Consider the following 15,074-nt stretch of genomic DNA (forward strand, 5'->3'; position numbering starts at 1 on the left):
ATATAAGATACCATATGTTATTTATTCAAGGTTTAATAATCTAAGAAATTTATGCATATATATGCTTTGAGGTGGTCGTTTTGAAGAGAAATTCTGGGAAATTTAGTTGGTCTAAGCTTCCTGATGAGGCAAAAGATGTCTTAGGGGAGGAATTTTGGAGTGATTTTCAGAATCTCTTTCCAAAAAATGGACCAAATGTTGATTTGTATGAAACACAAACAGAAGGAACTCTGTTACTTGATTTGCCTGGCTTACATTCAATCGAAGACATTGACCTAAAGAAGAATGGAACAAACTTAATTATTACCGGAAATATTCCAGATTTAACTCCTAAGACTAAAGACAAACCAAAACAAATTATTAATGAACGGTTTACAGGTCCTTTTGAAAGGAGTATTCCCATCCCTTTTTCATTTTCTACTCAGCATGTATCTGCTAAATATATGAACGGCCTTCTTGAAATTCGCCTTGGAAAAATTAGGAATGAAGAGCAAATTAACGTAAGATTTGAATAAAGATAAAACGTTTTGGAGGTGAATAGAGTGGTCCAAATTCGTTTCCAGCAATTCGAAATTGAAAACTTGAAAGAAACATCGGCTGTTTTTTCCGGTGATAACTTTCAGCATAACTTTTCCAGTATACTAAAAAAAAAGGAAGGGCATGGAAGCATTATTGGTAATAGAAATATCGTTTTCAATAATATCCATACTGTAAGAAACAACAAATCAGATACTGAAGATGAGTGATTTAATTGTTTTGGCGTAAACGAAAAAAAGCTGATCCAGCATTACATGCATTACAAAAGCAATTATATGAGCTTCAAAAAGACATATATGAGCTTAAAAACGAAAAGAAAGAATACCATTTTCAAATCGAAAAGGTTGATATTCATCAAGCTGCTCTTGATAAACTTCTCTTTCAATTAGATAAAATTGATATTGAAGATTTAAGCGGTGCACTTAATGTCGGCAATAACTTTGGTGTAACGATTGAAGATGAAAAAGGAAGCAAAAAAAAGAACGGAGAAAAAGAAACATCTAATTCTTTTAATAAGAACAAAGTAACAAGGACAAAAGATGGATATTCTATTTCCTTTCTAAACAAGGAGGACGATTGATGACATTTTTATCACCAAATTTTTTTATTGGTACAATACGAATAGGAACAGTAGAAGGTGCCTCTTGTGTAAACTTTGGGAATAATGCCCCATCTGGTTTTGAAAGCTTTAAAAAACAAAGCCAAGGTTTAGGGAGCATTAGTGGAGATGGAAACCATATTGAAGGATTGCGTTCTTTATTAAACGATACTGCGGTAATGGATATGTTGGTTAGCCGTGACACAGCAGAAATGCCTGATTGGCTACAGGAGCTGGTGGAGGAAAAAATAAAAGAGGAAGATAGTTAGTCCTTCCTGTATCATACGAAAATGCTGACAAGACGTTGCCTATGTACCGTTATATTGTTAAAGACAGAGGCTTAGTTGCACTTTCATCGGAAAAAATGGAACATCTTTTAAGTTCGCCTACTTCCTAATAGGCAACACAGATGTCAGTACCTCCTGTATAAGTACGTCCTGTGACAGCGCCGGTGTTAGGGTAACCTGTCCGAGTACGTAGATGTTAATTTTTGCTTATATAAATAATTTTCCATTAAAGATTAATACCTCTACCCTTTTAGAAAAAAGATATCATATGCTGGGTTGACAGAAATCGGCATAAGAGCCGATTTCCATTATACCCCATATCTAATCTGAGGCTTAATGCTCCTTTTAGAACAGCTTTGATGAGTAAATAAGAGCATCTCTTAAAACAGCTAATAACAGACAGCTTACTCTTCCTGATCATTGGGAATCTTATTTTTAGTATCCTTTTCACTGTTTTGATTAGTATCATTTTTTATCGGCATATCTACAACATCATTGTCATAAACAACATTAGCATTTTGAGAAAGGTGATTCATATCTCCGATTACTGTTCCTTGCGCACTATTTTCTTTTGTTTGTGAAGACCAATTTAATTGAATATTGGAACCAACAAAGACACCTGCATTCGAACTCACTTTGTTAATATTTATAGAATCAAATTGAATTTTCATTATTATCATTAGTATTGTACATTGGATTGTGGATTCACAGCTTCGCTTGCATTAACCGGAACATCAATGACATCATTATCCACTATTTGATTAAAATTACCAGTTAAAGTTACTAAACCAATTTGCTGCCCAGCTGCAAGATTATTCTTCCCTTGGAAGGACCAATCCGTCTGATTGTTCTGTCCTGTTGCAACAGATGAATTGACGTTAACTGTATTCACTGCTATTTGATTAAATACAATTGATACTGGCATAAGGTTACTTCCTCCTTTTCACAAAAACAATTCAAAACCTGACACCACCTTATTTTATTATTCTCTCTTTTATGCCATTTTACGTTTTCATTCTAAAAATGAAGACGAAAATGGGTGTTCACTTCATATTGGTTGAGCTGATAAAACAACAAAATAAGAAGATGCCAGGGGCAAGGCTTTCGTTTTACTTTAGTTAAGGCAGACTAGTCGAAATCTTTTAAAATAACCAATTTCTTTATTCAGACTCCGCTACACACCTATTCTCCTTTTGCCATAAACAATTTGATCTGATCCTATAAAGCGAAACGGTAAAAATATATGTTTATAATCATCATATTCTTTAATTCCTAAAACGTGTAATTACATTTTTTTAATCCTTATTTTTAAAAAATTATGTAAATCAAAATACAACTGATATGTTTAGCCCTTTACATGCCTGCTAATTTGCTAAGGATTTCGTTATATGAACAGCAAAAAAACTGTAAACTTGAAGAAGATATAGATCAGTAGCATCTTGTATGACCATATACATTTTTAGCAACGTCCACTACCTAGTTATGTACACCAATCAATTTCGACCCTCACTTATTACTCCAACCGCAAGAGCATCATGTTCCCAAAGTATTCTTTTGATTGTTTCGTGTTGCTTTTCATGACACTTTACAGTTAAAAAAACTTCAATTTTTGTTTCCCTATTTTTGATTTCTTTCCGTTTTATGTAAAAATATTTAATAATGACTCCAATTATAAATCCAATCATTAAGCCCATAAATCCTAAAAAAATGGGGCCCCATGTATGAACATATCCATAGATAATTCCTAAAAGCATGCCTATCGTACCAAGAATAAAAGCTAAATCTACCATACTAATACCATCTGAACGATGTATAGTATCAAATAACCTTCCTTGCTCTTTCCGTTTATCTAAAGGTATAGCAACTATTTGTTCTTTATGTATTCCGTTTTCTTCTAACTTTAAAAGAGCAAGTTCCAATTCTGTGTTATATTCAAATGCAGAGACAATATGCATTAACTCCCCTCCTGCTGAGAATCTTTATAGATACTATCTAATTCCCCTTTTTGATAATATTTTTTGAGAAAACTACTTTTTTCCATTTCATAAACTTTGTTATTTCCTACTGCCATATTATAAGCACTAAAAATTCCAAAAACATAAATCGAAGGAATAAATAAAACCCATTGAGGATTTAAAGTTGCTTTTGCTTTCGAAATGTCACCTATCATCGAATACACAATTGCTTCATAAAGATTGGAATAAAAGATCACTACTCCCCACCAAATCAAAGATAATATAAAAAGTGGCATTCTATTGGATATAAACGAACCTAACCCTGGCATAATAATAGACCAAAAACATGTATAAAGTGGTTCTCTCTTTTCCAAAAGATTTTTTTCCAATGGTGAAAATTGAAAAGGATTTTTACTATCTCCTTGAGCATACGCTAGTTGATAAACTTTGTTGTTATCTACACACCTTCGGTAACTATCTGCAATCGTAAATACATAGACAGAAGCATATAAAAGAGTCCACTTGATGTTTAAAACCTCTTTAGCATGTTCTATGTCACCTAACATAGAATAGAAAATCGCTAAATTGATTTGTCCTAAGTTATTAAATATAAATTCAAATAGTATTAATATAAATCCCCATAAATAATGATTGATTAATAAGTGGCCATATCCGGGGAAAGCCATAGACCACCACAGAACTACCCAAGGGCTATTAAAACTTAAAACATTATTTGTTAGAGAATTGGAACTAACGATCCATCGGCGTTCATTACTTTTCGGAGTCAAGATATTCCCAACCTTTATGACAGTGATTTAAAAAATTTACTTTTATTACTTTTATTTCCAAATGAAATAATTCTATTCATATACTGCAAATTTGTATAATCAAGGTTTTTACAATATGAAACAAATAGAAGTTGTTTTGAGTATACTTTTAGGGATTATTGGTGTTTGGGGGGGGCTCTGGAGGGAAAAATCCCCCAAACGCCTCCACAGGTTAATTCTACACCTCTTCCTTTTCTTTATATTTCAAACTTTGCCGAAATCAATATGATTCACCATTAAACAATTGGATATTTGAGCCGATATAAGAGTGCGGCTGTCATCATTTCATCTCTAAATAAACTCGTCCATTTTGAAAACTCCAAGTTTGTTGTGATGATCACGCTGGCACACGTTCCTTTATGAACATCGTTCGATGATTTCCTGTTTCACTGTTCCTTAAAAAAATAGTTTATGTTATACCACCTGTCTCTCTTCTTCTCCCTGTTTTTGATCATGGAGTGGCTTTTGGAAAGCATTCGTTAAGTACAAGAGATATACTATTCCAGCAGCAATCCATATAGAGCCGCCGATAAGGGTTGGAACATCCAATAAGACCATAAGCCAGACAATAAAACTTGCACCAATGATAGGGCAAATCAAATTAGTAATAGTCATACGAACAAAACGTTTTTCTTTATTTTTAAAATACAAACGGATCACACAAAGATTAACAAAGAAGAAAGCACTGAGTGCTCCGAAGTTTACGAAGCGTATTGCATCATCGACGGTAATGAAGATGGCTAATAAAGAGATGACAGACGCAACGAGTATGTTTAATGATGGTGTTTTGAATTTTGGATGAACGTAGCCAAAAAATTTTTTTGGTAAAATGGAATCTCGACCCATGACATACAAGAGACGAGAAACACTCGTAACAGAAGCGAGTCCTTGTGTGAAAATAGCAGCAATTAAAACGGTCATGAATACAGCGCGAAGTAGGCTTCCTCCAATTATCCCCATTAACTCAAGAGCTGCGGAATCAGCATCCTGAATAGTAAAAGTAGGATAAGACAATTCTATAAAATATGACATTGTCACATGTAAAACACCAACAATAGCAATCATGATAAAAATTGCATTAGGAATAGTTTTTTTAGCATTTTTGGTTTCTTCGGATAGAGTGGTCAATGTATCAAAACCTAAGAATGAAAAAACGACAATAGATGCACCGGCAAGCGCTACGGAGAATGATAAGTCTACATTCAAGAAGGGTTCTGGGGAAACAAGGCTTGCTGCTCCGCTATCAATAAATAATGCATAAACAAGAAAGCTTGTAAAACCAATAATAAATATAATCTGTAAAGAAACGAATACACTACTGATGTTTGCTGAGGAATTTACACCAATTGTTGCTATAATGGCAAGAAGAACAATAAGTCCGATAATCCATACGAAGGCTGGGATGGCTGGAAATTCAGCGTGCATGAAAATACCGAATGTAATAGCAGCTATAATGGGAGCAAATAAATAGTTTAATAACAAAATCCAGCCGACTAAAAAACCAACATTTGGATGAATGGCCTTTTTCGCAAATGTGTAGGCGGAACCTGAAATAGGAAATTTTTTAGCCATGATTGCATAGCTTGCTCCTGTAAAAAGAACAGCGATAACAGCTAAAAAATAGGCAGATGTTAAAAATCCATTAGATCCTTGATAAGCGACACCAAAAACAGAGAAATAAATCATTGGAGTATTCCAAGCTAATCCGAGAAATACGACTTGTGGAAGTGTTAACGTTTTCTTTAGTTCCGTGCTTTCCTTCATTTTCACAACCTCACCTTTCTATTACTACATGTTTAAAATTTCTTTACTCATTTATTAATCTTCGCGAAGTGGAATAAATCATAGTAATCATTTTCTAGGCAATCTAAAGTGAATGACAACTATATTGTTAGTAAATCTAACACATTTTTTTGAAAATCTTATTTGCGTTCTAGATTTTAAAATTATATCTGTTTAAAGTGGAATATTGAAAAAATAGCGTCATAAAGGGATTGGAAAAAAAGTTAGTTAGATAATCTAACATAGATGTTGTGGAGCTATTTCCCCCTTGGCATACTAAGAATATATACAACACAACAAAAAACAAAATAAAGCTTCTCGATTATTCGAGAAGAACAAAGCTGTCTAGGGTTCCGCCGGGGTATAGCGCTCTGGGACTGGTCCGAGAGAGAGCGAACAGGCTTCTACTATAAGAAAGCTTGTTTACACGGAAGGAAAAAAGCCTGGGAGATTACATTCTCCCGGGCTTTTTTTTATTACTTAAAATAGGATTTCTAAGGAGGAATAAATAATGAGTAGAGTATGGGAAAACACATTACAACCCGGAGCGAAATGGTCGGGAACAATTGCTAAAGGGAGTTACATTACATTTACAGCATTAGGAGAGGGAGCGAATCTATCAGTTCTTCTTTACAATGCTACAAACTTATCGGAGCGTTACAACGCCCCTGACTCTCTCAAAGCGCAACATACTTCTAAGCTAACGAAAGGAAATGTCCTCATGAGCGATAATGGGCGTGTGCTAGCAAGTATTGTAGAGGATAGTCTTGGTTGGCACGATCCGATTGGAGGATATTCCACTCGTGAGTTAACAGATGAAAAATACGGAAAAACGAGCTTTCAGGAAATGCAAAACGATTGGTTACGAAGTGGTCAAGAAAATTTTATTGTAGAGTTGGTTCGAAATGGATTAGGTATCCGAGATATGGTTCCAAATGTAAATCTCTTCTCAAAGATTTACGTGAGCCCTGAAGGAGAGATGCATTTTTCCCCTTCTCATTGTCGTAAAGGAGACACAGTTACATTACGTGCTGATATGGATATTTTGTTTCTTTTGTCCAATACACCGAACCCGCATGATCCTAGTGTCACTTATCCATCGGTACCTATCAAAATGGAAGTGACAAAAGGAAACGAAGCAGATGAATTCGATTACTGTGTAAATTACCGTCCAGAAAATCGTCGTGCCTTTGAAAACACATGGAACTATCAACTATTAATTGGCCAATAAACGAAAAATAGAGTAGGAGGAATAAATGATGACAGTTTTAAGTCAAGTAAAAAGTAATTTGAAAGTGGAAGAAGCCATTTATGATGAGTTATTACCAGCTGGAGAAGGATGGATGTATGATTTGAAGCCAGGCCAAGTGTTTCGAATTGTTGACATTGAGGGGAATCAAGCAGCGGACACTTTATTCTTTGATACTAATAACTTAGAGGATCATTATAGTGCAATCGCAACGATTTCTGCGCAAAAGAATGTGTACTTATCAACCGGTTCAATCCTTCGAGCAGAGTCTGGCAAAGAACTATTAAAAATAGAGGCTGATACGGTTGGGCGTCACGATACATTAGGTGGAGCTTGCTCTGCGCAAAGTAACACTGTTCGTTACGCTCATGATAGAGTTACCATGCACAATTGCAGAGACACGTTTATGAAGCAACTGGCACAGTACGGCAAGAACTACACAAAAAGAGACTTAGCTCCAAACATTAACTTTTTTATGAATGTACCGCTTAGCTCAGAGGGTGGGCTGGAGTTTGCCGATGGAATTTCAGGTCCGGGGCATTACGTTGAAATGAGAGCCCTTTGTGAAACAACCGTTTTAATTAGTAATTGTCCGCAGCTTAATAATCCATGCAGCGGGTTTAATCCAACAGCACTTCGTCTACTAATCTGGGAAAAGTAATGATCAATAGATAAAGAGAAAGGAGTAGTGTAAATGTTTAATAAAGTCTTAATAGCAAATCGAGGAGCTATTGCAGTTCGAATAGAAAGAACATTGAAAAAATTAGGAATTACATCCGTTGCTGTTTATTCAAAGGCAGACCAGGACAGTTTACACGTAGTACAAGCGGATAAAGCAATTTGTGTAGGAGAAGGTCCTGCAAATGATAGTTATTTAAATGCTGATCTAATCTTAGAGAAAGCAATAGAAACAGGAGCTGAGGCTATTCATCCTGGCTATGGTTTTTTAAGTGAAAATGCTGATTTTGCTCGTAAGTGTGCAGAAAAGGGGATAACGTTTATTGGACCAACGCCTGAGCAAATTGATATATTCGGCTTAAAACACTCCGCTCGGGAAGTAGCAGAAAAGGCAAACGTCCCCCTTCTTCCTGGAACAGACTTAATTACGGATAAAGCAGAAGCATTGCGTGAAGCAGAGAAGATTGGATACCCAGTGATACTAAAGAGTACAGCTGGTGGTGGTGGAATCGGCATGAGAGTGTGTAAAGGTGAAAACGAACTGGTAGAAGCGTACGATGGAGTAAAGCATCTAGCTGAAACCAACTTTAACGATGGCGGTTTGTTTGTAGAAAAATATATAGAAAAAGCACGACATGTGGAAGTTCAAATTTTTGGAAATCGATTTGGAGAGGTAAAGGCCCTTGGGGAGAGAGATTGTTCCATTCAGCGACGAAATCAAAAAGTAATTGAAGAAAGTCCGGCACCAAGACTTTCTCAGTCCGTTAGGAATGAAATGGCGCTTGCTGCTGAGAGACTTGCAAATGAAGCAGGATACCGAAGTGCTGGTACTGTTGAGTTTCTTTACGATCCAGATACAGAAGAATTTTATTTTCTAGAAGTAAATACAAGATTACAAGTGGAGCATGGGGTTACGGAAGAAGTGCTTGGCATTGATCTTGTCGAATGGATGGTTAGAGAAGCAGCAGATGAACTCCAGCAAATAGAAGCAAAAGTTTCCGTTCCATCTGGTCATAGCATCCAAGCAAGGATTTATGCGGAAGACTGTCACCAGCAATTTCGTCCAAGTGCAGGTCATCTTGATAGTGTAGTATTCGCAGAAGCTGCACGTAATGAAACATGGGTGCAAGATGGTATTGAAATTACGACGATGTATGATCCAATGCTTGCTAAGATTATCGTTCATGGAAAAGACCGTAATGAAGCTATTCAGAAATTAATAGAAGCACTAGTTATTACTCGATTCTATGGAGTGACAACAAACCTTTCTTATTTAAGAAACTTGCTACAGGAAAGCACTGTGCAACAAGGCGATGTGTATACGAGAATGCTAGAAGGGTATAAACCAGCCGAACACTCTATTGAAGTATTGGATGGTGGTGTGCAATCTACTGTACAGGATTGGCCTGGAAGAACGGGACATTGGGATGTTGGGGTACCCCCATGCGGACCAATGGATCCATACTCTTTCCGACTAGGAAATAAGCTCCTTGGAAATGAAGATAATGCAAGTGGTATCGAATTGACATTGCGAGGAGGTACATACAGCTTCCGTGATGATATGTTGTTCTGTCTTACAGGGGCGGATATGCAAGCAAAACTTGATGATAAATCGGTGCCAATGTATACGCCAGTCTATGCTAAAAGGGGGCAAGTTCTCGAGTTTTGGGAAGCGAAAGAAGGAATGCGTACGTATCTTCTTGTAGAAGGCGGACTAGAAATGCCAAGAATTCTTGGAAGCTCCTCTACTTTCACCCTAGGGGGATTCGGAGGACACGGCGGTCGTGCGCTACGACCTGGAGATGTACTCCAAGTGCAGGAAGACAATAAATCAGAAGTACAGCAAGCATTATATAAAGAACACCAGCCTGAGGTCAGTAATCAATGGACGATTGGTGTCATTCCTGGACCTCACTGTACGGAAGAGTTCTTGCAGGAAGATTATTTACATCAGCTTTCTGAAACGGAATGGGAAGTTCATTTTAATAGCTCTCGTACAGGAGTGCGTCTGATTGGGCCAGCACCAAATTGGGCCCGAGAAGATGGTGGAGAAGCAGGGCTTCATCCATCTAATATACACGATAATGCTTATGCAGTAGGGACGTTGGACTTAACTGGGGATATGCCAATTCTCCTTGGCCCAGATGGACCAAGTCTTGGCGGCTTTGTCTGCCCGGTAACCAGTGCTTCAGCAGAGTTTTGGAAAATCGGCCAGCTCCACCCGGGAGACACAGTTCGTTTTCAATTACTTACGATCGAAGAAGCCAACGAATTACGTAAGCGCCAAGAGGAAAAATTAGAAGCAGTAGGTAATGGAAATATCGATCAGTTATCACGATTAGCACTTCCAAGTAAGCAGCAAAATTTGACGCCAAATTATCCGCTATTTATATATGAAGAAACTGGTCGCAGATTTCCGATTTCTGTTCGGTTCAGCGGGGATGAATATTTACTGGTGGAGTACGGGAAAATGGAACTTGATTTAAAACTACGCTTCCAAGTACAGGTTCTAATGGAAGCAATCCGTAAAGATGGTCGTCTTCCCGTTATCGAAATGACGCCAGGGGTACGTTCCTTACAAGTCCATATTGATCCGCTCAAAATCAGCGCAAAGTCGGCAGGGGAGCTTATTTTAGAAATAGATAAGCAATTACCGCCACTTCATGAGATTGAAGTACCATCAAGGATTGTAAAGCTTCCATTATCTTGGAATGATCCGTCTACACAGTTAGCAACAGAACGTTATCAGAAGAACGTCCGCCCAGATGCACCTTGGTGCCCGGACAATCTTGAATTCATTCGTCGTATTAATGGACTTAATAGCATTGAGGATGTAAAAAGAATTGTATTTGATGCAAATTACTTAGTTCTAGGACTTGGAGATGTTTATCTAGGGGCTCCTTTAGCTACACCAATTGATCCTCGCCACCGGTTAGTTACAACCAAATATAACCCGGCACGAACTTGGACTCCGGAAAATGCAGTCGGTATTGGCGGTGCCTATATGTGTGTATACGGAATGGAAGGACCAGGTGGTTACCAATTTGTTGGTCGTACGATTCAAATGTGGAATAGACTTCAATCCACAGAAAGTTTCGAACCTGGGAAGCCATGGCTGCTTCGTTTCTTCGACCAAATTCAATACTATGCTGTTGAGGCTGATGAATTAATGGAAATGAGGGAAGACTTTTTACGTGGAAGATTTGAAGCAGATATAACTGAAACAACTTTTAACCTTGGAGAATATTTAGAATTCCAAGAATCTATTAAAGAAAGTGCTGAAGAATTTCGGATGAAGCAGCAGGCTGCTTTTGATGCAGAAAGGGAAAGATGGAAAGAACTTGGAATTGCCGAATACATTGGTGAAGAAAATAATAATACTGTGACCGTAGAGGAAGATTTACCTGAAGACGAAATGGCAGTTCGTTGTATGATGCCAGGAAGTGTATGGAAGGTGCTTGTTGAGCCAGGTCAGTACGTAAAAAAAGGAGAAGCTATTATTATAGAAGAAAGTATGAAAATGGAATTTCCACAGAATGCTACTTGTGACGGTTATATCACTTCCGTACATGTCAAACCAGGTGATGAAGTGCAAGCTGGACAACTTGTCGCTGGTATCGCTGAGGAGAAGAGAAACGAGGTGTCTATTACATGATATCAACCCGTACTATTACAGATCTTCAAGAAGACTATAAAAACGGAAAGATAACGCCAGAAGATGTAATAGAAGAAATTATTGAACAGGCTGCCGCAGATGAAGAAAAGAACATTTGGATAAGTCCTCCTTCTATGGAAAAGATTTATCCATACTTAGAAAAGTTAAAAGACATGAACCGAGAGAAGGCACCGTTATGGGGAATACCATTTGCGGTTAAGGATAATATTGATGTTGCAGGCGTGCCGACAACTGCTGGCTGTCCAGATTATGCCTATACTCCAGCCAAGCATTCCACGGTAGTGAAAAGGTTGGTGGAGTCAGGTGCTATTCCTGTCGGAAAAACGAATTTAGATCAGTTTGCAACTGGACTTGTTGGTACAAGAAGTCCATACGGAGAGACGCATAATAGTATGCAAGATGAATTAATTAGCGGAGGATCTAGTTCTGGTTCGGCTGTGGCTGTTGCTCGTAATCAGGTTGCTTTCTCTTTAGGAACTGATACAGCCGGATCCGGTCGTGTACCTGCCGCACTAAATGGAATTGTCGGTTTTAAACCAAGCTTGGGAGCATGGTCTACTAAAGGAGTCGTGCCCGCTTGTGAAAGTCTCGACTGTGTGACAGTATTTAGTCATACTTTGGAGGAAGCTCTAATGGTGGATGCTGTGGTACGGGGTGAAGATCCTAACAATCCATGGTCTAAAGCAATCCGTAAGCCAATTCCAGAGCGTCCAGAGAAGATATTAATACCACAAGAAGAACCTACTTTCTTTGGACCTTTTGCAGAAGAATATAAAACGGCATGGGAGAAAACAAAATGTAAGTTACAACAATTACATATTCCTGTCGAATATGTAAATACTGATATCCTTTCGGAAGCTGCAAGTATTCTATATGGAGGTCCCTATATTGCAGAGAGATGGACTGCATTAGGAAGGTTTCTTGAAAATAACCCAGGCAGCTCCTTCCCGGTAACGGAGCAAATATTACGTTCTGGCTCAGGAGACAATTATGACGCCTCTTCTGTTTTCCAAGCAATGCACCGTTTGCAAGAGATAAAGCAAGAAGTAAAGAAATTGATGGAAAATGCGATACTTGCTATGCCAACATGTGGCGGGACATGGACGAGAGAACAAGTGAGGGAAAACCCTATTCAAACGAATAATGACATGGGGCGTTTTACAAATCATTGTAACTTACTTGACCTTAGTGCTTTAGCTGTTCCATGTGAAGAAGCTGGAAAAAACCTTCCTTTTGGAGTAACATTATTTGGCCTTGCAGATAAGGAAGGGCTCGTTCTGGGAACAGGATTAGCGTTTAAAGGTGACACATCTGTACTTGAGTCAGTGTCTTCTCGTCATACAACTCCAGTCGCTGTTTGTGGACTTCATATGAGAGGGTTTCTGCTTGAAAAACAAATGCATGAGCACGGAGCTGTGTTTGTAAAGGAAGCGAAAACTGCTTCGAAATATAAATTATACAAGCTGCCAACTACACCAGAGAAGCCGGGCCTTATAAAACAAGATGAGGAAGGGGATGCAATACATGTTGAAGTGTGGGATATGCCACTCGAAACTTTCGGTGCATTTACTTCCAAGATTCCTTCTCCTTTAGGAATTGGAAAGGTAGAGCTTGAGGATGGCTCAGAAATTCCAGGTTTTATTTGTGAAGAATACGGAATAAGAGGTGCAGAAGATATAACGTCTGCAGGTGGATGGCATCAAGTCGTTACAATATAAAATAGTATTAACGGTATCAAGGGATTCATGAAGTTTGTGGTGGAGTAACTGCAGAAGCCACACGTTGGACGTCTTAACGATTATTGCAATCGATAAGACGTCTTTTTATGCATTGTGCCTTATTCACTCATGAATTTTGTTTAGCAATAGATGGCTGAGGTATGGAGTATATTTTTAATTGACTTTTGCAAAATAAAAAAGACATATAATAGACCATTTATAATAGGTCGTTTTTTCATTATAAGATGAGAAGTGCTGAAAGGTAGTGTGAAAAATGGAACCATCAAACAGACCAGTTGTTGGGATTACTAGCTCTATGGTCAATCATAATAACATTCCGAGCTATAATATACATGAGAAGCACATTCAAGCAGTGATTAAAGCAGGAGGAGTTCCTGTCATCATCCCAACAGGTACTAATGAGATGACAGAAGTATGGGTTCGAATTTGTCACGGCATTATCTTAAGCAGTGGAGAAGATATCGATCCCAATACGTTCGGCGCAAACCCATCACCCAAAATTCAAAAAACGAATAAAAAACGTGATTTTACAGAAGTGGAATTAGTGAAAAATGCGCTAAAACAGGGTAAACCAATCTTGGGACTTTGCAGAGGAGCAACGATGTTAAATGTTGCATTGGGCGGAACCGTTATACAAGATATCGAAACGAATAATACGAAGGCAATGAAACATAACCAGCAAGCTACAAGGCCAGAGCCTACCCATTATATACAGATTGATGAAACGAGCGAGTTATATCAAATTATCGGCAGCTCGAACATTCTGGTCAATAGCATGCACCATCAAGCAATTGACCAGATTGCACCGAATCTTAAAAAAACAGCGGTTGCCCCAGATGGCGTGATTGAAGCAGTGGAAGGAACTGATAAAACGTCACCCATGTTAATGGGGATACAATGGCATCCGGAGGAAATGGCTGGTGAAGATCCAATAATGCAGCGTTTATTCGATAGATTTGTGATGGAATGTGAAAAAAGTGGTTGAGGCTTTAAACTGTATTTAAGTTTGCAGCCTTTTCTATATGTAGAAATGTCTTTATAATAGAGAAAAAGGTTTGGGGGTGATGCTACATTGTCAAAACAATATGTTTGGTATGCCAGTTATGGTTCTAATTTAAGTAGGGATCGATTTTTATGTTATATAAAAGGCGGGCGCCCTCGAGGGTCTGAAAAAGAAGAGGTAGGTTGCAGAGATCAATCTCTTCCCATTGACGAATCCACCTATATCATGCACTTTCCGCTGTATTTTGCAAAAGAATCAGAGCGCTGGCAAAGACAAGGGGTAGCTTTTATCGGATTGAAAAAAGATGAAAAGTCCTATACATATAGTAGAAAATACTTAATTACCGTAGAACAATTTATGGATGTTGTGAAACAAGAAAATAACGGAGCTGAATTAAATCTAGATTTACAAGATGTCATGAAGAATGGATTCAAGACGTTTAGAGACTCATGGTATGGAACGATCTTGTATTTAGGGGAAGAGGATGGACATCCCATTTTCACTTTCACAGCTGATTGGGATTTAGATGTTCCTTTTAATAAACCATCAAAAGAATATCTAAGCATGATTATTCATGGTTTAAAATCAACACTTTCTCTCAAGAATATAGAGATTATAGATTATTTAATTACGAAACCAGGAGTTGCTAATAACTATACGGACAATGATATGGAAAAGTTAATAAAAGAATAAGCATAAGGATGTTATAGCACTTATCTATATATTGGATGAGTGCGTTTTTT

16 protein-coding genes and 1 riboswitch are annotated in these 15,074 nt (G+C 37.8%); of the genes, 10 read left to right on the forward strand and 6 right to left on the reverse strand.

Features of this window, described 5'->3' with window-relative positions; genetic code table 11:
* The first annotated feature begins 80 nt into the window (after positions 1-80).
* Genes GHD00_RS13550 through GHD00_RS13565 form a run of 4 tightly spaced genes read left to right on the forward strand, consistent with a single transcriptional unit; the run spans position 81 to position 1,404 of the window.
* Positions 81-515, forward strand: a complete 435-nt coding sequence (locus GHD00_RS13550; protein WP_163538700.1) for an Hsp20/alpha crystallin family protein — start codon at positions 81-83, stop codon at positions 513-515.
* Positions 516-542: 27 nt separating this feature from the next.
* Complete coding sequence (locus GHD00_RS13555; RefSeq protein WP_163538701.1) at positions 543-746, forward strand: hypothetical protein; 204 nt, start codon at positions 543-545, stop codon at positions 744-746.
* A gap of 5 nt (positions 747-751) precedes the next feature.
* Positions 752-1,117: a hypothetical protein gene (locus tag GHD00_RS13560; protein ID WP_163538702.1), complete on the forward strand. Its 366-nt coding sequence runs from the start codon at positions 752-754 to the stop codon at positions 1,115-1,117.
* Positions 1,117-1,404, forward strand: a complete 288-nt coding sequence (locus GHD00_RS13565) for a hypothetical protein (protein ID WP_163538703.1) — start codon at positions 1,117-1,119, stop codon at positions 1,402-1,404. Before GHD00_RS13560 ends, GHD00_RS13565 begins: the two co-directional genes overlap by 1 nt.
* 422 nt (positions 1,405-1,826) lie before the next feature.
* On the opposite strand, the gene GHD00_RS13570 is transcribed toward GHD00_RS13565, so the two are convergent.
* The 6 genes from GHD00_RS13570 to GHD00_RS13595 form a co-directional block, all read right to left on the reverse strand.
* Positions 1,827-2,093 carry a spore germination protein gene (locus GHD00_RS13570; RefSeq protein ID WP_205600768.1) on the reverse strand — a complete coding sequence of 89 codons (267 nt, stop codon included), beginning with the start codon at positions 2,091-2,093 and terminating at the stop codon, positions 1,827-1,829.
* An 8-nt stretch (positions 2,094-2,101) separates the two neighbouring features.
* A complete protein-coding gene (locus GHD00_RS13575) occupies positions 2,102-2,347 on the reverse strand; it encodes a hypothetical protein (protein WP_163538705.1) in 246 nt (81 codons plus the stop codon).
* Between the two features lie 568 nt (positions 2,348-2,915).
* Complete coding sequence (locus tag GHD00_RS13580) at positions 2,916-3,377, reverse strand: hypothetical protein (RefSeq protein WP_163538706.1); 462 nt, start codon at positions 3,375-3,377, stop codon at positions 2,916-2,918.
* The gene (locus tag GHD00_RS13585; protein ID WP_163538707.1) at positions 3,377-4,165 is read right to left on the reverse strand and encodes a hypothetical protein; all 789 of its coding nucleotides are present in this window, start codon (positions 4,163-4,165) and stop codon (positions 3,377-3,379) included. The genes GHD00_RS13580 and GHD00_RS13585 overlap by 1 nt, the downstream gene beginning before the upstream one ends.
* Before the next feature lie 275 nt (positions 4,166-4,440).
* Complete coding sequence (locus GHD00_RS21385; RefSeq protein ID WP_205600769.1) at positions 4,441-4,545, reverse strand: ATP-binding protein; 105 nt, start codon at positions 4,543-4,545, stop codon at positions 4,441-4,443.
* Positions 4,546-4,618: 73 nt separating this feature from the next.
* Positions 4,619-5,968: an APC family permease gene (locus GHD00_RS13595; protein ID WP_163538708.1), complete on the reverse strand. Its 1,350-nt coding sequence runs from the start codon at positions 5,966-5,968 to the stop codon at positions 4,619-4,621.
* 352 nt (positions 5,969-6,320) lie between these two features.
* Positions 6,321-6,438: riboswitch (guanidine-I (ykkC/yxkD leader) on the forward strand.
* Between the two features lie 59 nt (positions 6,439-6,497).
* On the opposite strand from GHD00_RS13595, the gene GHD00_RS13600 reads away from it, so the two are divergent.
* The 6 genes from GHD00_RS13600 (at position 6,498) to GHD00_RS13625 (ending at position 15,024) form a co-directional block, all read left to right on the forward strand.
* Positions 6,498-7,217 carry an urea amidolyase associated protein UAAP1 gene (locus GHD00_RS13600; RefSeq protein WP_163538709.1) on the forward strand — a complete coding sequence of 240 codons (720 nt, stop codon included), beginning with the start codon at positions 6,498-6,500 and terminating at the stop codon, positions 7,215-7,217.
* 28 nt (positions 7,218-7,245) lie between these two features.
* Complete coding sequence (locus GHD00_RS13605) at positions 7,246-7,896, forward strand: urea amidolyase associated protein UAAP2 (protein WP_163538710.1); 651 nt, start codon at positions 7,246-7,248, stop codon at positions 7,894-7,896.
* A 33-nt stretch (positions 7,897-7,929) separates the two neighbouring features.
* The gene (uca, locus tag GHD00_RS13610) at positions 7,930-11,568 is read left to right on the forward strand and encodes an urea carboxylase (RefSeq protein ID WP_163538711.1); all 3,639 of its coding nucleotides are present in this window, start codon (positions 7,930-7,932) and stop codon (positions 11,566-11,568) included.
* Entirely contained in the window at positions 11,565-13,307 is a 1,743-nt protein-coding gene (atzF, locus tag GHD00_RS13615; RefSeq protein WP_205600770.1) for an allophanate hydrolase, read from the forward strand. The genes uca and atzF overlap by 4 nt, the downstream gene beginning before the upstream one ends.
* A gap of 274 nt (positions 13,308-13,581) precedes the next feature.
* Entirely contained in the window at positions 13,582-14,313 is a 732-nt protein-coding gene (locus tag GHD00_RS13620; protein ID WP_163538712.1) for a gamma-glutamyl-gamma-aminobutyrate hydrolase family protein, read from the forward strand.
* A gap of 87 nt (positions 14,314-14,400) precedes the next feature.
* Positions 14,401-15,024, forward strand: coding sequence for a hypothetical protein (locus tag GHD00_RS13625; protein WP_163538713.1), 624 nt, complete (start codon positions 14,401-14,403; stop codon positions 15,022-15,024).
* Positions 15,025-15,074 lie beyond the last annotated feature (50 nt).

This window comes from Gracilibacillus sp. YIM 98692 (assembly GCF_010993965.1).
In the GTDB taxonomy this organism is placed as follows: domain Bacteria; phylum Bacillota; class Bacilli; order Bacillales; family Amphibacillaceae; genus Gracilibacillus.